Source organism: Nocardia yunnanensis (genome assembly GCF_003626895.1).
GTDB lineage: Bacteria > Actinomycetota > Actinomycetes > Mycobacteriales > Mycobacteriaceae > Nocardia > Nocardia yunnanensis.
On sequence record NZ_CP032568.1, the window covers coordinates 4,667,627 to 4,692,082 of the forward strand.

The following is a 24,456-nucleotide window of genomic DNA, read 5'->3' on the forward strand; positions in this document are numbered from 1 at the left end:
TGTGGCTGCCACTCTACGAGAACTCGACGACACGGGTCGTGGCCATGGTTAACGACCGTGGCGAGGCGTGGCAGTATCGGCGGAGTGAGCGACGGTGAGGTCGATTCCGGGGAGGCGCACGAGCAGTACCTGCGCGCGTTCCGGCATCCGGCCGTGTCCCGCGACCAGCTGCGGGACCTGCTCGATGCGGTGAACGCGTTCCTGGACACCATTACTCCCAAGGAAGGCGAGTTCGTCCCGCACGGCGGCTGGGCGCCCGAGTCCACGGCCATGGCCTTCCAGATCGGCCGCGCGGTCGAACAGGTGCTGTCCGAGCGCGAGGACGCCGACCGGGAGCTGGTGCGCCGCCGCGATATTCGCGACCGGCTGGTGGCCGCGCTGGACGCGGTGCTGGACTGCCTGCGTACCCTGCCCGAGTTGGCCGAGGCCGAGGTGAAGCTGGGCACCATCTGCGTGAACGAGGGCTATCAGGTCTACGAGGACGGCTCGGTGCGCACCACGCCCGCACAGGAGGCCGGGGCCGATGCGGGACTGCTGGAACTGCGCCGGGTCGAGCTGGACGAGCAGATGACGGCCGCGGTGGCCGCGCGCGCGGCGCTGATGGACGACACCACCGACCTCATCCGGGAGCGGCTGGGCGTGGGCGACGTTGGAATTCCGTGGGTGATCCTGGCGGCGACGCAGGGCGGACTGGATGTGTCCGAGCCGTTCGAGTTCGCCGCCGAGCATCTGCCCGACTGCGAACTGCGAGATCTGATGGTGCAGTTGGTGACCGATATCGAACTGGCCCGCACCCTCGAGGAACGCGTCGGCTAGCGGCGGCGGCCGCCGAATAGGTGGAAATCGCACCGATACCGCCGCCGCGGTGCGAGTCTGGCTCGCAGGGACCCGATCCGGCCTTCCGAGGGGAGCATTCGGTGAAGAAGCTGATCAACGATCCGGCCGAGGTGGTGGACTCCGCGCTGGCGGGGCTGGCTGCGGCCCATCCGGAGCTGCGGGTGGATGCGAAGCGGCGCATCGTGGTGCGCGGCGACGCGCCGGTGCGGGGCAAGGTGGGCCTGGTCTCCGGCGGCGGTTCCGGGCACGAACCGCTGCACGGCGGCTTCGTCGGGCTCGGCATGCTGGACGCGGCCTGCCCGGGCGAGATCTTCACTTCGCCGGTGCCCGACCAGATCCAGGCCGCCACGGCCGCGGTGGACGCCGGGGCGGGCGTGCTGCACATCGTGAAGAACTACACCGGCGATGTCATGAATTTCGAGATGGCGGCCGAGCTGGCCGCCGCCGAGACCGGCACCGAGGTGCACGCGATCGTGGTGAACGACGATGTGGCGGTGCGGGACAGCCTCTACACGGCCGGGCGGCGCGGGGTGGGCGCGACGGTGATCCTGGAGAAGATGGCCGGCGCGGCCGCCGAGTCGGGCCGCCCGCTGGCGGAGGTGGCGCGCATCGCCGAGGCGGTGAACGACCGTTCGCGCAGCATGGGCATGGCGCTGACCTCGTGCACGGTCCCGGCGGTCGGGCATCCGACCTTCGAGCTCGGCGACGACGAGATGGAGATCGGCATCGGCATCCACGGGGAGCCGGGCCGGCAGCGCGTCCCGGTCGCCCCGGCCCGCGATATCGCGGAGCTGCTGCTGGATCCGATTCTCGCGGATCTGCCCTTCGCCCAGGGGGATCGGGTGCTGTGTTTCGTCAACGGCATGGGCGCGACGCCGCTGCTGGAGCTGTATCTGATGTTCGACGAGGTGGCGCGCATTCTGCGCGGGCACCGCATCGAGATCGCCCGCTCGCTGGTCGGCCCGTACATCACCGCATTGGACATGGCGGGCTGCTCGGTGACGCTGACCCGGCTGGACGACGAGCTCACGGCACTGTGGGACGCGCCGGTGCGGACCCCGGCGCTGCGCTGGGGCATCTGATGGCGACGGTGGACACGACCGAATGGGTGCGGGATTTCGCGGCGCTGGTGGACGAGCACGCCGAGGAGCTGACCGCCCTGGATGCCGCCATCGGCGACGCCGACCACGGCGCCAATATGCGGCGCGGCATGGCGGCCGCCGTTGCCGCACTGGACGATTCGGCTCCGGCGACCGCGGCCGAGACGGCCAAGCGGACCGCGATGGTGTTGATCCGCACCATCGGCGGCGCCAGCGGTCCGTTGTTCGGGACCTTCTTCCTGCGCTTCGCCGCGGCGATCGACAGCGGTTCGGACATCGGCGATTTCGCGCGGGCGTTCCGTGCCGGGCTGGAGGGTGTGATCGCCCGGGGCAAAGCCGAGCCGGGCGACAAGACCATGGTCGATGCGCTGGGACCGGCCGCGGCGGCCCTCGACAAGGCGGTGGCCGGTGGCGCGGACGCCGCGGCGGCGCTCGCGGCCGCGGCGGCGGCCGCGGACGCCGGGCGCGACGCCACCACGCCGCTGGTGGCGCGCAAGGGCCGCGCGTCGTATTTGGGCGAACGCAGTGCCGGACACCAGGATCCGGGCGCGACCAGTGCCGCGCTGCTGGTCCGCGCGGCCCGATCGGCCCTGCGATGATCGGCCTGGTGGTGGTGTCGCACAGCCGGGCGCTGGCGGAGGCGGCGGTGGCGCTGGCGGCGGGACTGCTGCCGGATCAGGGCGTCGATGTGCGGATAGCGGCGGGTCTGCACGACGGTGAGTTCGGCACGGACGCGGTCGCGGTGGCCGACGCCATCGCCGCGGCCGACAGCGGTGACGGCGTGCTGGTGCTGATGGATCTCGGCAGTGCGCTGCTGTCCGCCGAGACGGCGCTGGATCTGCTGGATTCCCCGGTGCGAGTGCGCCTTTCGGCGGCGCCGCTGGTGGAGGGCTTGCTGTCGGCCCTGGCGATGGCGGGCGGCGGCGCGGATCTCGACAGTGTCGCCCGGGAAGCCGAGCAGGCATTGGCGGCCAAACGAACTCAGCTCGGCGCTGCCGCCGAGCCCGCGCGTGAGAACTATCCACAATCATCCACAGGCGTTGTCCCCAGCGATGATTCGACCACCGAGGTCGTCGAGGTGACCGGCGAACACGGCCTGCACGCGCGGCCGGCCGCCGAATTGGTTGCGGCCCTGCGCGATCTGACCGCGACGGTCACCCTGCGCAACGCCACCACCGGCGCCGGACCCGTCCCCGCCGACAGCCTCACCCGTTTGCTGACCCTCGGCGTGCTGCGCGGCCAGCGGCTGGAAGTGACCGCCAGCGGCCCCGATGCCGGGCGCGCGGTGGCCGCCGTCCGCGCCGCGACCCGGGGCGAGTGAGCCGCCCGGCCGTAGGATCGACGCCATGACCAGCCTTGCCGACAAAGCGACCGCCTTCCTCGATCTGCATCAGCCCGGCAATCCGGTGATCCTGCCCACGGTGTGGGACGCCTGGTCCGCGAAACTGGTGGCGGAGGCCGGTTTCCGCGGCCTCACCATCGGCAGCCACCCGCTGGCCGACTCCATGGGCAAGGCCGACAAGGAGGGCATGACCTTCGCGGAGGTGCTGGTCCGGGTCCGGGAAATCACCGCGACCGTGGACATCCCGGTATCGGTGGACCTGGAGTCCGGGTATGCCGAGAAGCCGTCGCGGATCATCGAGGGCCTGCTCGAGGCCGGTGCGATCGGGTTCAATATCGAGGATTCGGTGCACAGCGAGGGCGGCCGGCTGCGGTCCCCGCAGGAGCACGCCGACCTGGTCGCCGAGTTGCGGTCGGCCGCCGACGCGGCCGGGGTCCCGGTGGTGATCAACGCGCGCACCGACGTGTTCCTGCGTCCCGACACCGGCACCGCGCAGGAGCGGCTGGAGAGCACGCTCACCCGGATGAAGCTGGCGGCGCAGGCGGGCGCGAGCGTGCTGTACCCGGTGGGCCGCCACGAACCGGAGGTGCAGCGCACACTGACCGCGGAGCTGCCGCTGCCGGTCAATGCCATCGGCCTGCCCGGCCAGAGCTCGCCGGCCTACTTCGCCGAACTCGGTGTCGCGCGAGTCAGTTTCGGCCCGTTCTTCCAGGCCGCGCTGACCGAGCAGGCCAATCAGCTGCTGGCCGGCTGGCGCTGACCGGCGCGCACGGTCAGGAAGTAGTCGAGGATCTCCTCCGCAGCGTGGATGCCGGTCGATCTCGTGACCGCCACGCCCGGATGGGTCCAGTTCCGCTGTTCCAGTTCGCCATGGCGGGGGCGGATGGCGATGTCGGCGACGCGCAGCATCTCGGCGTCGAGCGCGCCGTCGCCCGCGGCGGCCAGCACGGCGTCGGGGTGTAGATCGCCCGAGTCCACCAGCCGCCGGCGGACTTCCAGCACCGCACGGCTCTTGCACACCGGCAGCGGCATGGCATAGATCTTGCGGCCCTGCTGGGAGGCCGACCAGCCGCGCGGGCGGCACCAGGCGTCCAGGTCGGCCAGGAAGTTCGCGGGCAGGCGGTCCTGGTCGACGACGAGATAGCAGAACAGGTCGTCGGCCTCGCGCAGCTTCAGCGCGAACGATTCGTCCACGCGCGCACGCAATTGCGCGCGCACCTCGACCAGTCCGGCGCATTCGGCGCGCACCCGGGCCTCGAGGGCCGAACGCCAGCGCCGGTCGGGCAGGCCGTTGCGCAGGATGGTGCCGCCATTGCTGGTGATCGCGTACGGGAACGGTTGACCGGGCAGCCGCACCCGCTGGAACTGTGCGATGGTGCGGGTGGTCACCGGGACCACCGCCGCCGTTTCCGCAAGCGCGCTCAACCGCTGCGCCGCACCGGCCGTCATGTACGAGAGCGGTTGCCCGTCATAGTGTTCCACGCACACCGTCCGCGGATTCGGATGCCCGAAGGCCGTCCGCGTATAGATCACGGTCCGGTCCAGATCCGTCGCCACCATCACCCCGCGCACCAGCTACCCCTTCATATCCTTGATCAACCCCATACAGGCATAGGCCAAATCCGGCACCACCTCGACCGGGACGCCGCGCGCCGCGGCCAGCAACCGGATGTGGGCGTGTTCGGGCGCGTCGGCCACGCGCACCAGCACCCGCCAGGGCACGCGCCGCAGCAGCACCCGGGTCGTCTCTCCCACACCGGGTTTCACGAAATTGACGCTGGAGATGCCGTAGTGGGCGCGCACCCGCTCGACCGACGCCCAGCCCGCCCAGGTGGGTGTCCGATCCGCCGCCAGCAGTGCGCGCACCTGCGCGCCGACTCGCGGCCGGACCCGATCGAAGCAGTCGCTCACGGCGTCCAGCAGCCGCCCCGAGACATCCTGACCCGCCAGTTCCCGGTAGAACTTGGCCCCGTGGAACTGGCCCGGTGCGATCAGCCGGTCGTTGAGCACCGTGCGTGAAACCAGCCCCGACACCGTGGAATTCAGGCACGCCGAGGCGATGAGGAAATCGTCCCGGGTCCCGTAGGTGCGCACACAGCCGCCCGGATCGGCCAGCACCGCCAGCTCCGGATCGAACCGCGCCCCGCCCGCCTTCTCGTATTCCGCCAGCGCGTCGGCCAGCTCCCTGGTGATGGCCCCCTTGCCGGTCCACCCGTCCACGAACACCACCGTCTTCGGATCGTGATGGCGCGCAAGGTAATCCAGCGCCGCCGCGTCGATACCGCGATCTCGCACGATCGACACCGCGTAATGCGGGGCGTCGATCCCACGCGTGCGCAGCCACCGCCGCATGAGCACGCCCACCGGGGTCCCCGCGCGCGCCAGCGAAACCAGCACCACCTCGCTCCCCCGCTCGGCGACCACCAGCTCGGCCACCGTGGCCACCGCCAGCGCGAGCCGCTCGGCGCTCTCGGCCAGCACCGTGTCGAACAGTTCCCGGTAGGCGGCGTCGGGCTGGTATTCCACCGGCAGCGACTCCGCGTAATGCGCCACCCCGGCCTGAATCCGCCGCTCCCGCTCCGCCACATCGGCTTCCAGCGCGACCCCCGACAGGTCGGTCAACAACCACGCGACCTCGTCGCGCGCGTACGACCCGAACTCCGGCCCGTACAGAGGTTCGGGCAGCGCCTGCCCGAACCGGCCTGGGCCGGAATCCCTTGCTGTGCTGGACGTGCGGGTCGCGGCCAGGGCGCGGGGATCGGCGCACGGGACGACCGCCAGCAGCACGTCCGAGCCCGGCGCGGTGAGTACGTCGACGAGCCCGCCTGCCGCCGTGAGGGTTTCGGTATCGGCCGGACTGTCGACGATGACCAGCAGAACCGGATCCACCGGGTCGGCCGAACGGTCGGGCCAGCACGCGTTGTACAGGAATCTGGGTGCTTCCGCATCGGGTTCCGGTGCGGTGAAACGGAATCCACGCCGCAGCGGATACCCGGGTTCGTCCAGGACGTACGCGGGTGAGCGGGTCGTCGTCTGGTAGCGGGTGGGAATACCGTTGTCGGCCAGGGCCGCCGCAATGCGCAGCGGCAGATACATCAGCTCCTCGTGCGCGATCACGATGACCGGTCGCGGCGGCCCGCCGGCTGCGCGAATCGACTCGAGGTCCGGCAGCAGCGCGGTCACCGCATCCCGCACGGCGGCCTCGAACGGCAGGGCGTCCGAATCCAGGAAGCCGTGGCGGCCGCCGTCCGGAACATCGTGGGGCCACGGGAGTTCCACGCGGACGCAGTCGCCGCGCCGCTCCGCGGTGGGGTTGAGAACGGGGTCGGGCAGCGCCGCGACGGCATCGACCAGATCCGCGGGCAGCTCGGTGCTCCCGCTGGCCAGGCACACCGTGTCGATGCGCGCACCCAGTTCGGCCGCGGCCGACTCGAAGGCGCGGCGGTCGCTCTCGGTGCGCATGTCCACCAGGGAGGCGAGCACGTAGTGGCGGCGCGGCGAAGAGGTGTGCAGGGCGCGGATGGCGTCCAATGCGGTGGCGCCGGTGGATATCTCATCGTCGACCAGAACCATCGGGACGTCGTTGTCGAAGATCGCGGCCGGCATGGGTTGCAGCAGGTGGGAGGTGGCGTGCGAGTGGCCCTCCTCGAAACCGGCGAGGGTGTCGGCGGCGGCGACGTCGCGGCGGGTGGAATGCAGGTAGCAACGCGCCCGGATGCGAGCGGCTACCGTGTGGCCGAGCCCGGTCGCGGTCTCGGCGAAACCCAGTACAACCGCCTCCGAACCCGGCTGCGCCACACCGTGTCCGGCGTCGCCCGCGCTCCGCTTCGCCCTGGTGAGAGCCTCGGCGACCAGGTCTCCCAGTCGATTTCCCGCGTCCAGCACCCGGTACGGGTCGGTGGGGAGGTGTTTGCCGAGCACGGTGGAGACCAGCAGGTGAGCGCGACGGGGATTGCGACGCAGGCCGGGCTCGATCAGATCGCCGATGCGCCAATCACCTTCGGGCACGGCCGATTCGGCGTGGTGGAGGGTGAGGCCGAGTGCGCGGGTGGCCCAGGGCAGATCGGCCCCGGTCGGCGGGGCGTCGAATAGGTCGGGGTCGGCGGTCACGATTCGACCAGGGCCTTGAGCAGGTCCACGAAGGAGACTCCTTGGTTGGCGACGCCGAACACCTTGGCGCGCAGCACAATATGACGCGCCCAACTGCGGTGCGGGCGCATCTCGTTCATCTTGTTGCGGTACTCCGACGCCGCCACTCCCCCCGCGTCGGCCCGCAGGATGTCGAGCGCGTCGGCGTATTCCTCGTGGGTCACCACCGACAGCGCGTGCACCACCGCCACATGGGTCGGGTGGATGACGGTCTTGCCCTGAATGCCGTTGGCCCGGTCCAGGGTGATCTCCCGTAGCAGCCCGTCCAGATCCCGGCTGACCAGCGACTGCCGGAACGGCACGGCATCGATCTCGGCGAACGGCGAGGTGCGCAGCTGCGGCCGGAACATGCGGTCGTGGTCGGCGAAGTACTCCCACACCGGCCCGGTGATGGTGAATCCGCTGCCGTCGGCGCGACCCAGATAGTTGACGATGTCGGCGATGACGTCGGCGACCACCCGCACGTCGTAGATGGTCAGCTCCCGGTCGCGGCGAATACCGAAGGTGGAGCACATGTCCGTGGCCCCGATGCGCACCGCGAGCACCCGATCGCGGTGCGCGGCAAGCACTTCCCCGATCCGGCGCAGTTCCCGATCGCGGGTCTCCCGATGGACCAGTGCCGGCGATTCCAGCACCGGCATGCCGAACATGGTGCGCCCCAGCCGTTGTGACGCGGCCGCCACGGCGTCGAGGTAGTCGCTCGCGCGGGCGGCGTCGAACTTGGGCAGCACGAATCCGGTGAGCGCGACCGCGCCGGACCCGAGCCGGTCGGCGAGCTCGCCGATGCTGTGCGGATCACGCACCCGCACGAACAGCAGCGGATGCGGTTCCCCACTGTCGGCGAGTTCGTCGAGGGTTCGCACGGTCTGCCGTTTCCCGGCCGCCACGTCGTGGTCGGCGACCGCGTCCTCGAGGTCGATGACCATCGAGCACACGCCGCGTTCGGCCCGGCGCACGATGGTGGCGGTGAGATCGGGCCGGGTGGCGGGCACGTAGAGGGTGGCGCCCAGCGCCATGGCCAGCAGGTCCCGGTCGCGGGAGCCGCCGAAGGGTTCGGGCAGGCGGTGGAACAGCCGCCGCAGTTCCGGTCCCGGCACCTGCCGGAAATGCCGCAGCGGGAAGCTCTTCCGCAGGGAGACGGGGGCGACATCCGGATCGCTGGTGATCGTCGCGGTCATCGGTGTGGCCGTCCTCCTGCTGACTTTCGGTCTATCTGTCGGTATTTCGCATACGGTCCACCACTCCGGCGACGAACGCGGAGATGGCGTCGAGTTCGGACACGTAGGCCCAGTAGTCGGGGTGGCGGCCGGTCAGGGCGGCGGCCGCGCGGTCCAGCCGGTCGGACTGGGCGTCGAGCACCGAACCCCATTGCGGGACCACGCCCTTGTTCACGGCCAGCATCTGGGCGTCGCGCAGCTTGAAGCGGACGGCCTTGGCGCGTTCGGTGGGCTGCTCGCGCACCTGCCGCAGCAGGGCCAGCCGTGCGGTGACGGCGTCGGCGCGCTCCTCGGCGGTGGCGAGGTGGGCACGGGCGGTGGAAGTCAGATCGAGCGCGTCCTCCGGGTCGGAATTGGCCAGGGCGGCCCGGGCGCGGGTCAGGTCCGCGTCGGCGGCCGCGACGGCCTCCCGGGCTTGTCGCTCATTGTTGGCCAAATCGTTCGAGGACGCAGCCGCGAATTCGCGCAGCAGGGCCGACAGCGCGGGCGCCACCCGCTCCAGCCGGTTGCGGGCGGCCTCGAGCCGGGTGGCCGCGGAGGCGATGGCCGTGGTGGCCGAATGCTGTTTGCCGGGTGCGGCTTCCAGGGCGCTGGACAGTTCGCGGGTGAGGGTCTCGAGCCGGGTCGCGGCCTCCCGGGTGGCCCGGGGGTCGGCCACGACGGCGGCGTCGAGTGTGACGAGTCCCTCATCCAGCGCGGCCGCGCATTGCCGCACCGACGGGTAGTCGGCGAAGGGCGAGGCGGCGGCCGCGGCCCGCTGCGCCTGCGCCTGCGCGCGCACCTGGCCGGCGAGCTGCGGCACCGAGCCGTACACGGCGACAGCGTGTTCGAGGTGGGCCTGATTGCCGCGGTAGAAGTCGTCGACGCCGCGCGCGGCCTCCGACAGGCCCCGCACGACGCCGTCGATCTCGGGCTGCGCGATCGCGGTGCCGTCGCGTTCGGCCTGGTCGAGCCGATCGTTGAGGGCCAGGTACGCGCCCGAGGCGCCGTAGCAGCGGGCGCGCACCGCTTCCCAGCGCGCGGCCATGCCGCGTTCGGGGAACAGCGCCGCGGACGCGACGACGGCGGCCTCGGCAATGCTCTGCCGCCGGTCCATATCCAGGAAGGCGGTCGTCAGCACCTGCCGGGCCTGCTGCACCCATTCGTTGTTCCGAGCTGTCCCGGATGTCCGGAACCATCCGCGTCGACGGCCTGCCACGCACCGATCGTAGATCGATCGGGAGCGAACCGAGCCGTACGGGCGACAGGGCCCGCGGATCGTGCAAACCTGACGTAGGACAGTGGGTTCCACCCAGCCGGATTGGACTCGTCCTATCCAGTTCTTGGGGAAACCATTACTGTTTGATCTCGACGGAACCGACATAGAAGACACGCCGTTATGCAAGAAACGGTTCTCACACGCTTTACAACGGAAGGATCCCCGCTATGGGTGTCAGCTTGTCCAAGGGCGGCAACGTTTCACTGACCAAGCAGGCTCCGAACCTGACCCAGGTGGCCGTCGGCCTCGGCTGGGACGTCCGGACCACCACGGGTACCGACTTCGACCTCGACGCCAGCGCCATCGCGACCGGCGCGGAGAAGAAGGCGTTGTCCGACAAGCACTTCGTGTTCTTCAACAACCTGCAGTCCCCCGAGGGCACCATCGTGCACACCGGCGACAACCTCACCGGTGAGGGCGAGGGCGACGACGAGGTCATCAATATCGACCTGGCCAACACCCCGCCGGCCATCGAGTCCATCTTCTTCCCGGTCTCGATCTACGACGCCGACTCGCGCGGCCAGAGCTTCGGCCAGGTCCGCAATGCCTACATCCGCGTCGTGGACCGCGCCAACGGCAACGAGCTGGCCCGTTACGACCTGACCGAGGACGCCTCCACCGAAACCGCCATGGTGTTCGGCGAGCTCTACCGCAACAATAGTGAGTGGAAGTTCCGCGCTATCGGACAGGGCTACGCGTCGGGCCTGGCGGGCATCGCCCGTGACTTCGGCGTCAACGTCTAGGACGTCATCCCAGCGACACCGCGAGAGGGCTCGGTCGCACGGGCCCTCTTCGTGTGTCCGACCGCCACCCACCGATCCGCCTCAACGAAAGGCCCACTGCGGTGCGAATATTCGGACTCTCCATCGTCGTCTCCGTCTTGGCGCTGCTCGCGGCGTTGATCTACGGCGGGCCCACCGCGCTGCTGCTGTGCGCCATCCTGGGTGTGCTCGAGGTGTCGCTGTCGTTCGACAACGCGGTCATCAACGCCAGCATCCTGCAGCGGATGAGCGATTTCTGGCAGCGCATCTTCCTGACCATCGGCGTGATCATCGCCGTTTTCGGTATGCGCCTGGTGTTTCCGCTGGCCATCGTGTGGATCACGGCCGGGCTCAACCCGGTTCGCGCCTTCGACCTGGCCATGAACCCGCCCGCCGACGGCGCGCTCACCTTCCCCGACGGCAGCGCCTCCTACGAGAAGCTGCTCACCGACGCGCATCCGCAGATCGCGGCCTTCGGCGGCGCGTTCCTGCTGCTGCTGTTCTTCAACTTCATCCTCGAGGAGCACGAGGTCACCTGGCTGGGCTGGATCGAGCGGCCGCTGGCCAAGCTGGGCAAGCTCGACATGCTCGCGGTGGTGCTCACCCTGGCCGGCATCGTGATCGCGGCCGAATTCATTGCCGCCGACGATGATCGCGGCACCGTGCTGCTGGCCGGCATCCTCGGCGTGATGACCTACATCCTCGTCGACGGACTCGGATCGATGTTCAATGCCGAGGAGCACGCCGAGGGGGCCGCGGCCGGACCCTCGGGCATCGTGAAGGCGACCGGCAAGGCGGCGTTCTTCCTGTTCCTGTACCTGGAGGTGCTCGACGCCTCGTTCTCCTTCGACGGTGTCATCGGCGCGTTCGCCATCACCTCCGACCCGATCCTGATCGCCCTGGGCCTGGGCCTGATCGGCGCCATGTTCGTCCGGTCGATCACGGTGTACCTGGTGCGCAAGGGCACGCTGTCGGAGTACGTGTACCTCGAGCACGGCGCGTTCTGGGCCATCGGCGCGCTGGCGGTCATCCTGCTCATCACCATCGGCGTGCATGTGAACGAGGTGATCAGCGGTCTGGTCGGCGTGGCGTTCATCGGCGCGGCGTTCATCACCAGCGTCATCCGCAACCGCCGCGAGGCGGGCGAGGAGAACGACGACGAAGTGGATCTGGAGAAGTCCGGCAGCCTGAGCTGAGGGTCAGAGCATGCGGCGGGGCACGGTCAGATGCCGTGACCGCCGCAGCGACACCCGCGACCACAGCGTCTGCTGAATCTGCAGGGTGGCCCAGCCCGCGAGCGCCATGCCGGCGATGTTCACCAGCAGCTGGGCCACACTCCCCCACACCGTCGCCCCGTCTGCGACGGCCACGCCGAGCGCGATATTGCCGGCCGCGGGCACCGTGGTCACCGAGATGAACACCCCGGCCAGCCCCAGCGATTTCGCCGACGTGATGGCCAATACCCCTGCCCCGCCGGCGATCACCGCGACGATGAACGACCACTTGTCGGGCGTGTAGATGAAATGCGTCGCCGGGCGCGGACCGGTCACCTGGGCAATGGTGATCCAGCCCAGCAGCCGGCCGATCAAGGCCAGCACGATGGTCAGGCCGATGGCCACCAGGAATCCGATCACCAAGGTGCGCAACGCCAGTCGCAGCAGCATGTAGCGCCGGCGGACCAGCGATACGCCCAGCGCGGCGATGGGACCGAACTCGGGGCCGAGCACCATCGCGCCGACGGTCAGGATCTGCGAGTCGGTGACGATGGCGATGCTCGCGATGACGGTGGCCAGGGTCAGAAAGCTCAGATAGGTCCAGTTCAGCTCGGATTCGTCGTAGGCGCGCTGGGCCACCTCCGCCCACACCACCGCGTCGGTGCTGCTGCCCGGGGTGCGGACCTCGGCGTCGAAACCGCTGCGCGACAGCCAGGTTCCGACCTGTTCGATCTCGATGCTGCCCTGCTGATGCACTCGCATCTCGCGCAGCGTCTGCACCAGCGGGTTGGCGGCCTCGCGGGCGATCTGCGCGGTGATGAGGTCGCCCGGCGGGCGCAGCGCCGCACCGCGAATGGCGACCAGGCCGGTGACCGCGTCGTCGGATTCGAGGAGGTCGAGGATGTCGTCGGTCATGGCGGCGGGGGCGAGGATCCGCAGGTGCAGCATGGGCACAGTGTGCCGTGCGGGACGTTCGGTCCGGGAGACGCGGCACGGCCGGGGTGTCATGGATTCATGTCCATGACACCCCGGCCGTGGGGGGATGCTCAGGCGTGGAGGGCGTGCCGCCGCAGCGTGTATGTGCGTGGCGCGGCGACCGTTTCGGTTGCGGCGGGTTCGGTTGCGACCGATTCCGTTGCGGCCGGGGCGGTTTCGGTGTCGGCGGGCGCGGCCGGGGTGGCGCGGCGGGACGCCAGCACCATGCCGATCACGCCGACGCCCAGGCCCGCCATGGTCAGCGGGTGCAGCGGCTGATCGATGACCAGCCACGCCATGAGGGCGGTGATGGCCGGGATGGCGAAGAAGAAACGGCTGACCCGGGTGGTGCCCCAGCGCTGCAGCATGGTGTTGAGCAGCAGGAACGCGCCCATGGAATTGACCAGCACCATCCACACCATGGAACCCGCGAACCGCGCCGGGTCGGCGATGTGGAAATCACCGGCCGCCAAGGCCATCGCCCCGGCGAAGGGCGCGCTGACGGCGATGTGCAGGGCGGTGCCGGTGCGCGGGTCGACGCCGGGGGTGAAGCGCTTCTGGTAGACGGTGCCCAGGCTCAGACCGAGCAGGCCGACCACGCTGAACAGCAGGCCCGACAGCGAGAACGCGGACTGGTCGACCACCGCCATACCTACGCCGATGCCGCCCACCCCGAAGCCCAGCCACTGCCGCCGGCTCACGGATTCGCCCAGGCCACTGGCGAACAGGGCGATCACCAGCGGGCTCAGGCCCTGCACCAGCGAGATGACCGAGGCGGTGACGTGCTGGTGCATGGCGGAGTAGAAGCCGCCGAACTGCACGAACTGCATGAGCAGGCCCGCCACCACGGTGTGGGCCAGCACCCGGCCCCGCGGCCAGACGGCCTTGGTCGCCACGGCGTAGACGATCAGCAGCGCACCGGCGATGGCGAAGCGCGAGAACAACACCAGCATGGTCGGGGCCGCGCCGACGCCGATGATGCCCGCGATGAAAGCGCTGCTCCACATGAACATCAGCGCCGGTGGGCCCGCCACCTCGAGAAGCCGGTTGTTCATGATTCCTCCGTTGTTCGTAACCCCTTCAAGTGGTTACTACCCTGGCACCTGGTTGCGTAACCTGTCAAGGGGGTTACGATCAGAGCATGTCCGACTTCGCCGACCCCCACCTGTTCGTCAGCGGCAACCTCGCGCTGAACTTCATCGGCACGGCGCAGGAACGGCGCACCACCTTCATCGAATTGCTCGGCGGCGACGCCGAACTCGGGGAATGGGTGGTCGCCGCCGGGATCCTCGACACCGCGCCCGACCCCACCGGCGCACTCGAGCGCGCCCTACGCCTGCGCGAAGCCGCCTGGCGGGTGATGCTGGCCGTCCTGCACGGCGAACCCTGCGCCGACGCCGACCGCAGGCTGCTCAACCGGCACGCCCGCGACACCGCGCCCGAACTGAGCCTGCGCCCCGACGGCAGTGTGCGACGCAGCGGGACAATCGATTCCGCGCTGGCGGCCATCGCGGTCTCGGCCATCGAACTGCTCGGCGGCCCCGATCGCGCCCGCCTCAAGGAGTGCGGGCGAGACGCCTGCACCCGCCTCTACCTGGACACCTCACGCGGCGGTTCGCGCCGGTGGTGCGATATGGCGGTCTGCGGAAACCGGGCCAAGAGCAAGGCTTTCCGCGCCCGCGGCGCCGAGCACACCCATTGACCGCGGCCGCGCGGTGACGAACAGGAAGAAGAACGCCACCAGCAGCACCGCTTTGCCCCAGACGCCGACCTGCACCAGGTTCTGCTCCAAGGCCGCGCCGCGACCCTGACCGAGGGCATAGAAGTAGCGGAAGACGCCGATGCCGAGGCAGGCGTCGGCCATCAGATAGGTGACCACCAGGCTCCACGGCACCTCGAGCAGCACCAGGAACGGGATCAGCCACAGCGTGTACTGCGGGGAGTGCACCTTGTGGAATTCCAGGAATCCACACAGCATCGCGCCGCTGACCCCGATCCACGGGTACACGCCCGCCAACCGGTAATGCCGCCAGCCCAGCCAGCAGGCCAGCACGAACGACGCCACCACCAGCACCGGCGAGGCCACCGACACCGTGTCCTGGAACGCGACCTCACCGGCATAGCTGTTCGCGAACAACGGGCGCAGACCCCAATACCAGAGGGAATTGGTGGTGATATCGGCCTGCCGCATCTGCTGGAAGGTGATCGACGCCCGCCAGCCGTCATAACCGGCCAGCGCGAACGGCAAATTGATCGCGACCACCGTGCCGATCGCGGTCGCGGCCACCATGAGCGCGCCGCGCACATCGAATCGCTTTTCGCGCAAAGGGTTCTCGCCGAGCAGCACATGGATCAGCAACGGCAGCACGAAGATTCCGGGATAGAGCTTGAAGCAGAAGCCGATCGCCAGGAAAACCGCCGCCGCGATCGCGCGATCGCGCAGCGAGTATTTGGTCAGCACGGTCATCACATAGAACGCCGCGACCGCGGTGGCCACCACCGGCAGTTCCCAATTGTGGAAGGCGTAGAGCACCAGCGGCGGGCCGGCCGACCACAGCAGCGCCGCGCGCCCGGCCATGCGCGCCAGCAGATACGCCGTCAGCAAGGCGAACGGGGCCAGCAGCAACGCCGAATGCAGCAGGAACTGCGCGTCGTTGTGCGCTCCGATGCCGCCGATCCACATGAGCAGGCCGCTCAGCACCGGGTATTCGACCGCGCCGCCGGTGAGCTGGCCGTCCGGGGTGATGCCGCCGGTCAGATACGGGAAAACGTGCTCGTCGATACCGCGGCCCAGCCACAGGTACTGAATGTCGGAATAACAGACGTTCGAATCCTTGATCACGTCGAAGAGCACGCTGCGCCCGGACGCCTCGAACGTCCCGCCCGCGCACCGCGCCTTGTTCAGATAACCGATCACCACGGTGATGGCGCACACGACCGTCGAGAAGACAGCGATCGTGCGACCCGAATCGCGACGGCGGGAAACCGTTTCGCTGACGACGGGTCGGTTCGACATGCGCCCCACCCTAGGCCGCCTTCCGGCGTGCCGATACCCCCGTCGGACCGCCGCCGCGCCTCATGTAGCCTTGTCGGGTTGCTGACGCAACGAACCCTCCTGCCCACGGACAGTCCGTGGGCCGTTCACAGTCCACAGGAGGTGATGAGGTCCGTGCGTCATTATGAAGTGATGGTCATTCTCGATCCGAGCCAGGACGAGCGCACCGTCGGCCCGAATCTGAACACCATGCTCGGTGTCATCGGTGCCGAGGGCGGCAAGGTCGACAACGTCGACATCTGGGGTCGCCGTCGTCTCGCCTACGAGATCAACAAGCAGGCCGAGGGCATCTACGCGGTCGTCACCCTGACCGCCGAGCCCGCGACCGTGAGCGAACTCGATCGCCAGCTGGGTCTGAACGAGTCGGTGCTGCGCACCAAGGTGCTGCGTACCGACAAGAAGTAAGTCCAGTCCTCCCGCAACGTCGCTCGTAATCCGTCGGTCCCTGTCTCTAGGCTGACTGGCAAACCGTGCACTGGGCCCTCTTGGGGGCCGGCACGGGCGAGCGCAATGCGGACTGCACCGGAACAGCAGGAGGAACCATGGCCCAAGGCGACACGGTCATCACCGTCATCGGCAATCTGACGGCTGACCCCGAGCTTCGATTCACGCCCGCGGGAGCGGCCGTCGCGAACTTCACCGTCGCGTCGACTCCCCGTGTGTTCGACCGTAATACCAATGAATGGAAAGACGGCGAAGCGCTTTTTCTGCGCTGCAACATCTGGCGTGAAGCTGCGGAGAATGTCGCCGAGAGCCTGACCCGCGGCTCGCGAGTGATCGTGAGCGGCCGGCTCAAGCAGCGCTCCTACGAAACCCGCGAGGGTGAGAAGCGCACGGTGGTCGAGCTCGAGGTCGACGAGGTGGGTCCCTCCCTGCGGTACGCGACCGCGAAGGTCAACAAGACCACCCGTGGCGGTGGTGGCGGCGGCTTCGGCGGTGGCGGACAGGGCGGCGGCGGCCAGCAAGGCGGCGGCGGCTTTTCCGGTGGTGGCAGTGGTGGGGGTCGTGGCGGCCAGAGCGCCGGCGACGACCCGTGGGGCAGCGCCCCCGCGGCCGGCTCCTTCGGGGGCGGGCCCATGGACGACGAACCGCCGTTCTAGACGGACCAAACCGGCACCGCCGGAACGGCTTTCCCCGGAATCGCCCCGACGGCCGATTCCCAGAATTTTGGAGTTGAAAGACCATGCCCAAAGCACCGGCACGCGAAAAGGTGCTCAAGAAGAAGGCCTGCACCTTCTGCAAGGAAGACAAGGCCGGCAAGAAGAACAACACGGCCGGCGCCAAGATCGACTACAAGGACACCGCGCTGCTGCGCAAGTACGTGTCCGATCGTGGCAAGATCCGCGCCCGCCGGGTGACCGGCAACTGCGTCCAGCACCAGCGCGATATCGCTGTCGCCGTGAAGAACTCGCGTGAGGTCGCTCTGCTGCCTTACGTGTCCACCGCTCGCTGAGAAGGGAAGGCACAGCCATGAAGCTCATCCTCACCGCTGATGTCGACAACCTCGGTGCGCCCGGCGACACCGTGGAGGTCAAGGACGGCTACGGCCGCAACTTCCTGCTCCCGCGCGGTCTGGCCATCGTGGCCACCCGGGGCGCGCAGAAGCAGGTCGAGGGCATTCGCCGGGCGCAGGACGCCCGTCGCGTGCGCGACCTGGACCACGCCAACGAGCTGAAGCAGGCCCTCGAGGGTCTGTCCGGCGTGTCCCTCGCGGTCAAGACCGCGGGCACCGGCAAGCTCTTCGGTTCGGTCACCGCCGCCGATGTCGCCTCGGCCATCAAGGCCGCCGGTGGCCCGGTCGTCGACAAGCGCAGCATCGAGCTGCCGAAGGCGCACATCAAGAGCACCGGTAAGCACGGTGTCGTGGTGCATCTGCACCCGGATGTGATCGCCAAGGTCGACCTGCAGGTCAACGCCGCCGAGTAATTCGGTTCGTCGGAGGCCGCCTCACCCGTGGGGCGGCCTCCGATTTTCTTTGTTTGCCGAGTAGTGGCTGAGGGTGTGGCTATGACCTCGTGGCGAGGCGTCGGACCGAATGACCCGCAGCGTTTGCCCGGGTTGTGGATTGCTGTGCATACCAACCGTTTTCGTTGTGCTGTGCGTCACAGCCGTGTGGCCGTTCGTTCACCCAACACGCCCGGACGTTACCGTCCAGCGACACGCCGCACCGAAATGATCCACAGTTGCGCACAGTGAGAATTACGCCACTACCAGCAGATTGATGTGTTCCGCCGACTGTTGTCCCCAAGTTCTCCACAGGGGGTGCACAACGGTTGGTGAACAATACCCACGTTGTCCACAGGTGTGTGCACAGCTCGGTTTGGCGGGTCACCGTCCGGTCGCCTAGGTTCGCATTCGATGTCGTGACCACAGCCCGGGACGGCACGACTCCGTGTGCTCCAGCGCCCCCACCACCGGTTTGCCACCGCGCCTTCGCAACTCGGCGCGATGGTTCCGCGTGGCGCCCCGAACCTGTCGGTGCGCAGGCGTACAACGGTCATGAACTCGTTCCGGGCGCGAGGAGAGAGGACGGTCGAGCCGATGGCAGTCGTCGACGATCGCGGCCACGACGATCACGGACCTTCCGACTATTCCGACGCCCCCGGTGAGGATTTCGGCCGCCAGCCACCCCACGACATGGCCGCCGAGCAATCCGTCCTCGGCGGCATGCTGTTGTCCAAGGACGCCATCGCCGACGTGGTCGAGGTCATCCGCCCCGGCGACTTCTACCGCCCCGCGCACACGGCCGTCTACGACGCCATCCTCGACCTCTACGGTCGCGGCGAACCCGCCGACCCGGTCACCGTGGCCGCCACCCTGGACCGTCGCGGCGAGCTCAAGCGCATCGGCGGCGCCCCCTACCTCGTCACCCTGACCCAAACGGTCCCCACCGCCGCCAACGCCGGCTACTACGCCGAAATCGTCGCGGAGAAGGCGATTCTCCGCCGCCTGGTCGAAGCCGGCACCCGCATCGTCCAATACGGCTACGCCGGCGCCGACGGCCAAGATGTAGCCGAGGTAGTGGACCGAGCCCAAGCCGAACTCTACGACGTCACCGAACGCCGCTCCTCCGAGGATTTCGCCCCCCTCACCGACATCCTCCAGCCCACGATGGACGAACTCGACTCCATCGCCTCCCGAGGCGGCATCTCCCTGGGCGTCCCCACCGGCTTCACCGAACTGGACGAAATCACCAACGGCCTCCACCCCGGCCAAATGATCATCGTCGCCGCCCGCCCCGGCGTCGGAAAAGCCCTAGCCCTCGACACCCCCCTCCCCACCCCCACCGGCTGGACCACCATGGGCGAGGTCGAAATCGGCGACGAACTCCTCGACGCCCAGGGACGTCGGACGCGAGTGCTGGCCGCCACCGAGGTGATGACCGGGCGCCCTTGCTACGAGGTCGAATTCTCCGACGGCGCCGTCATCGTCGCTGATGAAGAGCACCTCTGGCTGACCGTCTCGCAGATGCACGGTTCCCGCCCCGCGATTCGAACCACCGGCGAAATCGCCCACAGTGTGCGGACTTCCGACGACGCACTGAATCACTGGGTGCCCGAGTCCGGGGGTTCGGACAAGCGACACATCGTCGACGTCCGAAAGATCGACAGTGTCCCCGTCCGCTGTGTAGAGGTCGACAACAGCGACCACCTGTACCTCGCGGGCCCCACCATGATCCCGACCCACAATTCCACGCTGGGAATGGATTTCATGCGGAGTTGCTCTATCAAGCATGGGATGGCGAGTGTCATTTTCTCGTTGGAAATGAGTCGCACGGAAATCGTCATGCGTTTGCTGTCGGCCGAGGCGAAAATCAAGCTAGGGGATATGCGTTCGGGGCGGATGAGTGATGACGACTGGACCAAGCTCGCTCGGCGGATGAGTGAGATCTCCGAAGCGCCGCTGTTCGTCGATGATTCGCCCAACCTCACCATGATGGAGATCCGGGCCAAGGCGCGCCGCCTCAAGCAGCGCCACGACCTCCGCCTCATCGTCGTCGACTACCTCCAGCTGATGACCTCCGGCAAGAAAACCGAATCCCGCCAGCAGGAAGTCTCGGAATTCTCCCGAAGCCTGAAACTGATGGCGAAGGAACTCGAGGTCCCGGTCATCGCGATCTCCCAGCTCAACCGCGGTCCCGAACAGCGAACCGACAAACGCCCCATGGTGTCCGACCTTCGTGAGTCGGGGTGCCTGCCGGCGTCGACGCGAATTCTTCGAGCTGACACGGGCAGTGAGATCACGCTCGGCGAACTGCTGGAAAGTGGTGAGCAGCCGCTGGTGTGGTCGCTCGACGAGCGGATGCGCATGGTTGCCCGCCCGATGGTCAAGGTCTTCCCTAGTGGTCGCAAGGAAGTCTTCCGGCTCCGGCTCGCTTCGGGACGTACGGTCGACGCAACCGGGAACCATCCATTCTTGACCTTGGATGGGTGGATTCCCTTGGAGAGACTCAACATCGGTGATCAGCTCGCGGTTCCACGCATCGTTCGCGAACCCGCGGGCGTCGAACAGATGCCGTACGACGAGGTCATCGAACTGGCACACACCGTCGCAGCAGACGGGGAGGCCATACCCGGTCGAGTGTTCTCGCTTCCCAACGATCAGGTCGCTGATTTCCTGAAAGCGTTGTGGGCTTCCGGCGCCGGATCGATCCGCTGGGATGCCGCGCACAATCACGGCCGGATCGAATACTCGTCGGTCGATCGACGTCTGATTGACGATCTCGCACAGTTGCTCCTGCGCTTGGGCGTGCACAGCGTCGTCAAGACAAAGTCCGTCTCCGATCGCCCGCAATGGCTGCTCCAGGTCGCCAGCGCGGACAACCAGACAGCCTTCCTGAACGCAATCGGCGCAAAGGGATTCGACCCGGCAGCTCCGGTCACCCCAGCACGGCCGGTGGCCGAGGCGCAGGCCGGTACGATCCCCGAACAGGTCACCAGCGAAGTCCAGACTCTCCTGGCGACGAAGGAGATCTCGCCCACGGATATCGGCTCGGCCTTGAATTCACGTTTCTGCGGTTCCACCGCAGCCAAGCACTCCCCCACCCGTTCTCGCCTCGCACGCGTCGCCGCTGTCCTGGACGATGCGGGCATCGATATGTACGCGACCAACGACGTCCGCTGGGACCATATCGTCGAAATCACCAGCGTCGGCGAGCAAGACGTTTACGACGGCACTGTCTCCGAGACACACAACTTTGTGGCGCAAGGGATTTCCGTCCATAACAGTCTCGAGCAGGACGCCGACATGGTCATCCTGCTGCACCGTCCGGATGCCTTCGAACGAGACGACCCTCGAGGCGGAGAAGCCGACCTCATCCTCGGCAAACACCGAAACGGCCCCACCGCGACGATTACTGTTGCCCACCAGCTGCATTTGAGCCGCTTCGTCGACATGGCGCGCGGGTAAGTGACGAATTGTAGGGTCCCGCTTTTCGTTTCCTTTTCCCAGTCACGATTTCCCATGAACTTCCCAAATGAACGAAAACCGGGAATCTGGTAGCTGATTCGTGTGCGGACCCATGGTGTGGGTGAGACAATCAAGCTGTCTCAAGTTTTCGTCGCGGAAGGGTCGGCGGTGGTTGGGATGCCACGGGCCAAAGCAGTAACTGCGCGAGTGCGGACTCACACCGGTGAGGTGGTGAGCTTCCCGTGGGACGAGATGAGCGGTCGCAGGTTCACGGAAGTGGAGCCGTGGCGGACGTTTCGATGGCGCAACGGTCAGCGTCACTACTCGGGATCGTATTGGGCGGCAACCGAAGGCCGCCATGTGATCTACGAGTCGCGACTGGAGCTGGCCCACCTACTCTTCGCCGATTTCGATCCGAACGTGAATCACATTGTGGCGCAGCCTCTTCAGATTCAGGCAGTGGTGGACGAACATATGCGGCGACATGTCCCGGACTTCCTGCTGCTCGCCGCCAACGGACCGATCCTTGCGGACGTCAAGCCGCGGAGGAGCTTGTCGGACCCCCGAGTGGAATTCACAGTGGCATGGACCAGAGAGCTGGCCGAGCAGCTGGGCTGGCGTTACGAGGTGATGAGCGAGCCAAATCCGGTGCGGCTCGACAACGTCCGCTTCTTGGCGGGATATCGACGGCGGTGGCTATTCCCGCCAGAGCTGTTGCGGAGGCTGGAATCTGGTGAAGTCGACGGCGCTCCGCTCTCTCGTGCATGTGGCATGCTGCCGGATTGGCCGGAACCGGTGGTGAAGGCAGCGATCCTGCATCTGCTGTGGTCACAGCATTTCTGTGCGGATATCGACGCTGCGCTGACGGGGGCGCTCGTACTGTCACGGGGGCCGAAATGAGCACCGCAGGTGTGCGTTTGGGGATCGGTACGCGCATTGCGTATGACGGCGGTTTCGGGGAGGTGGTCGAGCTCTCGGCCGGAGAAGGACGGCTCACGGCCATTCTGTGTATGGAACCCGATCATCGGATTCTGCGGATCGCCGCGCGCGAGTTGTTCGATGCCGGCAGGGCGCGGGTGCTTTCCGATACGCCAGGGCCGTCACCGCAGGACGATGATGCGCTCGCGGCGGCGATCTTGAAGACGCTTACCGCCGAGGAGCGTCTGGCGGTGCTCGACCGCGCGGCACACATCCGTGAGGTGCGCACGGGGTATCGCAGTGGGCACGAGGAGCTATCGACCGCAGGTGAACCTCGCCCCGAGTACGACCCGGGGCTTCCGTTTTCGGTTCGGTATGAGGCCAAGGCACGCGAGCTCGGGGTGACTTCACGCACGATTCGGAATTGGGTCGCTGATTACCTGGCGTGTGGGGAGGCGGGATTGGTCCCTCAACGCCTGCCTCGGACGAAGAACCCGTACGGGCGGGTGGACCAGCGCTGGATCGAGGCCGCGCTCGAGGTGATGGTCGAACACACTGCGGAGTCTCGGCCATCGAGACTCATGGTGATCAGTCGTGCGACTGCGCGGGTAACAACACGGTTCGGCGAGGGCGTGGTGGCGGTGCCGTCGAAGTCGGCCGCGTACCGGGTGCTGGAGGAACTGGAGCGACGGCATCCGTTGTTTCGTTTGAGTACCAAGCGCAATCGTGACATCGCGGACCGCCCCGACACCGCCTACGGGAAGCTGCGCCCGGTCCGGCCGGGTGAGTACGTGCTGATGGACACGACCCGGCTGGATGTCTTCGCGCTCGATCCTGCCACGCTGCTCTGGGTGCAGGCGGAGTTGACGGTCGCGATGGACTGGTACACGCGCTGCATTGTGGGGATCCGTTTGACGCCGGTGTCGACGAAGTCGGTCGACGCGGCGGCGACACTGTACGAAGTGTTCCGACCGCTGCCTGCGAGCCCCGGGTGGCCGGCCTATGCGGTCTGGCCAGACCACGGTATTCCGCGGTCGGTGTTGATCGATGTCGACGCGATCGAGGGCCCGATGACGGGCTTATCGCACCCGGCGATCGTCCCGGACACAATCGTGATCGATCACGGCAAGATCTATGTCTCCGAACATCTGACCAGTGTGTGTCAGCGGCTGGGGATCTCGATCCAGCCCGCGCGGCTGCGCACCGGCCGCGACAAGGGTCCGGTGGAGCGGTTCTTCCGCACGCTGCGCGAGGACCTGCTGCAGGCCCTGCCTGGATACAAAGGGCCCGACGTGCATTCGCGCGGCGTGGACCCGGAAGGCGCAGCCTTCTTCTACCTCGACGAACTGGAAGCGATTATCCGCGAGTGGGTGGCGTTGGTGTACCACCACCGTCCCCACGGCGGGCTGGTCGATCCCCATCTGCCGACGCTTGAGCTGTCGCCTGCGGCGATGTTCGAACATGGCGTCCAACGAGGAGGCTATATCGAAGTTCCACGGGATCCAGATCTTGCTTACGAGTTCCTCGCGGTGAAGTATCGATCGATTCAACACTACGGCGTCGAGTGGGGCGACCGAATCTACAAGGGCGACGCGCTCGCCGAATGCGATGAAAAGACGATCTGGGTTGCAGGAAAACGCAAGCGCGGCATACCGATTCATGTCAATCCGGACGATATCCGGCGGGTGTTCGTCCGTACTCGCGAACGCGAGTGGTGTCCGTTGGTATGGGAGCACGCTGCCTCGTTGACGACGCCCTTCAGCGAGGATGCGCTGGTGTTCGCGCGCCGCTTGGCCGCGGCGAAATACACCTACCCCGGTGACAGGCTGGCGATCGCCGATCTGCTCGATCGCTGGCATCTCGGGCTGGGAGACAGCATGGCCGAACGCCGGATAGCGCTACGCATGTCACGCACACAGGCGGGCCTGCTCGGCGACCTCTCCATCACCGCGACAGAGGTTGATGTCACCGAACTGCCGCTGGTCGCCCAGATTCTGGGGAGCGCGAAGCCTCCGCTGGAGCAGATCGACAGCGACGCAGGCGATGAAGACGCAGCTGATGAGGTCGACGACGAACCGACTGACCCCGAGGATGACGGGGGCGGGGACGGCGACGATTTCTACGCCGACGCACTGGAAAACATATGACTCCTCACATGCCCGAGCAGCCGGGTCACCCGGATCCGGACACGAATCCTGTGCCACACCACCGGGACTGGAGA

Annotated in this window: 22 protein-coding genes; 15 read left to right on the forward strand and 7 right to left on the reverse strand. The window is 67.7% G+C overall.

Going from position 1 to position 24,456, the window contains the following annotated elements:
* Positions 1–84: 84 nt before the first annotated feature.
* From D7D52_RS21935 to D7D52_RS21955, 5 genes are all read left to right on the forward strand, one after another.
* A complete protein-coding gene (locus D7D52_RS21935; protein ID WP_120739188.1) occupies positions 85–816 on the forward strand; it encodes a hypothetical protein in 732 nt (243 codons plus the stop codon).
* Between the two features lie 101 nt (positions 817–917).
* Positions 918–1,919, forward strand: a complete 1,002-nt coding sequence (dhaK, locus tag D7D52_RS21940) for a dihydroxyacetone kinase subunit DhaK (RefSeq protein ID WP_120739190.1) — start codon at positions 918–920, stop codon at positions 1,917–1,919.
* Positions 1,919–2,536 carry a dihydroxyacetone kinase subunit DhaL gene (gene dhaL / locus D7D52_RS21945; RefSeq protein WP_120744352.1) on the forward strand — a complete coding sequence of 206 codons (618 nt, stop codon included), beginning with the start codon at positions 1,919–1,921 and terminating at the stop codon, positions 2,534–2,536. The genes dhaK and dhaL overlap by 1 nt, the downstream gene beginning before the upstream one ends.
* Positions 2,533–3,258 carry a dihydroxyacetone kinase phosphoryl donor subunit DhaM gene (dhaM, locus tag D7D52_RS21950; protein WP_120739192.1) on the forward strand — a complete coding sequence of 242 codons (726 nt, stop codon included), beginning with the start codon at positions 2,533–2,535 and terminating at the stop codon, positions 3,256–3,258. The genes dhaL and dhaM overlap by 4 nt, the downstream gene beginning before the upstream one ends.
* Positions 3,259–3,283: 25 nt before the next feature.
* Positions 3,284–4,039, forward strand: a complete 756-nt coding sequence (locus tag D7D52_RS21955) for an isocitrate lyase/PEP mutase family protein (protein WP_120739194.1) — start codon at positions 3,284–3,286, stop codon at positions 4,037–4,039.
* Here D7D52_RS21955 and D7D52_RS21960 read toward each other — a convergent pair.
* The 4 genes from D7D52_RS21960 to D7D52_RS21975 all read right to left on the reverse strand — a co-directional run bounded on the left by D7D52_RS21960 (position 4,015) and on the right by D7D52_RS21975 (position 9,843).
* Complete coding sequence (locus D7D52_RS21960) at positions 4,015–4,851, reverse strand: HAD family hydrolase (protein WP_120739196.1); 837 nt, start codon at positions 4,849–4,851, stop codon at positions 4,015–4,017. The two genes, D7D52_RS21955 and D7D52_RS21960, sit on opposite strands and share 25 nt — an antisense overlap.
* 3 nt (positions 4,852–4,854) lie before the next feature.
* Complete coding sequence (locus D7D52_RS21965; protein ID WP_246023216.1) at positions 4,855–7,389, reverse strand: phosphoribosyltransferase; 2,535 nt, start codon at positions 7,387–7,389, stop codon at positions 4,855–4,857.
* Positions 7,386–8,543 (reverse strand): HpcH/HpaI aldolase/citrate lyase family protein, encoded by a 1,158-nt coding sequence (locus D7D52_RS21970; RefSeq protein WP_246024041.1) that lies wholly within the window; start codon positions 8,541–8,543, stop codon positions 7,386–7,388. Before D7D52_RS21970 ends, D7D52_RS21965 begins: the two co-directional genes overlap by 4 nt.
* A 94-nt stretch (positions 8,544–8,637) precedes the next feature.
* Complete coding sequence (locus D7D52_RS21975) at positions 8,638–9,843, reverse strand: hypothetical protein (protein WP_120739199.1); 1,206 nt, start codon at positions 9,841–9,843, stop codon at positions 8,638–8,640.
* Between the two features lie 227 nt (positions 9,844–10,070).
* On the opposite strand from D7D52_RS21975, the gene D7D52_RS21980 reads away from it, so the two are divergent.
* Both D7D52_RS21980 and D7D52_RS21985 read left to right on the forward strand, forming a co-directional pair.
* Positions 10,071–10,646: a TerD family protein gene (locus D7D52_RS21980; protein WP_120739201.1), complete on the forward strand. Its 576-nt coding sequence runs from the start codon at positions 10,071–10,073 to the stop codon at positions 10,644–10,646.
* 101 nt (positions 10,647–10,747) lie between these two features.
* Entirely contained in the window at positions 10,748–11,860 is a 1,113-nt protein-coding gene (locus D7D52_RS21985) for a DUF475 domain-containing protein (RefSeq protein WP_120739203.1), read from the forward strand.
* A gap of 3 nt (positions 11,861–11,863) precedes the next feature.
* On the opposite strand, the gene D7D52_RS21990 is transcribed toward D7D52_RS21985, so the two are convergent.
* Complete coding sequence (locus D7D52_RS21990; RefSeq protein ID WP_120739205.1) at positions 11,864–12,826, reverse strand: DUF389 domain-containing protein; 963 nt, start codon at positions 12,824–12,826, stop codon at positions 11,864–11,866.
* A 98-nt stretch (positions 12,827–12,924) separates the two neighbouring features.
* Positions 12,925–13,908, reverse strand: a complete 984-nt coding sequence (locus tag D7D52_RS21995) for a DMT family transporter (protein WP_162958465.1) — start codon at positions 13,906–13,908, stop codon at positions 12,925–12,927.
* Between the two features lie 86 nt (positions 13,909–13,994).
* Here D7D52_RS21995 and D7D52_RS22000 point away from each other — a divergent pair, with 86 nt between their 5' ends.
* Positions 13,995–14,555, forward strand: coding sequence for a CGNR zinc finger domain-containing protein (locus D7D52_RS22000; protein WP_120739207.1), 561 nt, complete (start codon positions 13,995–13,997; stop codon positions 14,553–14,555).
* Here D7D52_RS22000 and D7D52_RS22005 read toward each other — a convergent pair.
* Entirely contained in the window at positions 14,457–15,869 is a 1,413-nt protein-coding gene (locus D7D52_RS22005; protein ID WP_187703022.1) for a glycosyltransferase family 87 protein, read from the reverse strand. The genes D7D52_RS22000 and D7D52_RS22005 overlap by 99 nt on opposite strands.
* Before the next feature lie 153 nt (positions 15,870–16,022).
* On the opposite strand from D7D52_RS22005, the gene rpsF reads away from it, so the two are divergent.
* The 7 genes from rpsF (at position 16,023) to D7D52_RS22040 (ending at position 24,382) form a co-directional block, all read left to right on the forward strand.
* Positions 16,023–16,313, forward strand: a complete 291-nt coding sequence (gene rpsF / locus D7D52_RS22010) for a 30S ribosomal protein S6 (protein WP_120739209.1) — start codon at positions 16,023–16,025, stop codon at positions 16,311–16,313.
* 137 nt (positions 16,314–16,450) lie between these two features.
* Complete coding sequence (locus tag D7D52_RS22015) at positions 16,451–17,008, forward strand: single-stranded DNA-binding protein (protein ID WP_120739211.1); 558 nt, start codon at positions 16,451–16,453, stop codon at positions 17,006–17,008.
* 83 nt (positions 17,009–17,091) lie between these two features.
* A complete protein-coding gene (gene rpsR / locus D7D52_RS22020) occupies positions 17,092–17,361 on the forward strand; it encodes a 30S ribosomal protein S18 (RefSeq protein ID WP_120739213.1) in 270 nt (89 codons plus the stop codon).
* Between the two features lie 17 nt (positions 17,362–17,378).
* Complete coding sequence (gene rplI / locus D7D52_RS22025) at positions 17,379–17,834, forward strand: 50S ribosomal protein L9 (RefSeq protein WP_120739215.1); 456 nt, start codon at positions 17,379–17,381, stop codon at positions 17,832–17,834.
* A 615-nt stretch (positions 17,835–18,449) separates the two neighbouring features.
* The gene (gene dnaB / locus D7D52_RS22030) at positions 18,450–21,317 is read left to right on the forward strand and encodes a replicative DNA helicase (RefSeq protein ID WP_120739217.1); all 2,868 of its coding nucleotides are present in this window, start codon (positions 18,450–18,452) and stop codon (positions 21,315–21,317) included.
* 117 nt (positions 21,318–21,434) lie between these two features.
* Positions 21,435–22,217 carry a TnsA-like heteromeric transposase endonuclease subunit gene (locus D7D52_RS22035; protein WP_246023217.1) on the forward strand — a complete coding sequence of 261 codons (783 nt, stop codon included), beginning with the start codon at positions 21,435–21,437 and terminating at the stop codon, positions 22,215–22,217.
* Positions 22,214–24,382, forward strand: a complete 2,169-nt coding sequence (locus tag D7D52_RS22040; protein ID WP_120739219.1) for a DDE-type integrase/transposase/recombinase — start codon at positions 22,214–22,216, stop codon at positions 24,380–24,382. Before D7D52_RS22035 ends, D7D52_RS22040 begins: the two co-directional genes overlap by 4 nt.
* Positions 24,383–24,456 lie beyond the last annotated feature (74 nt).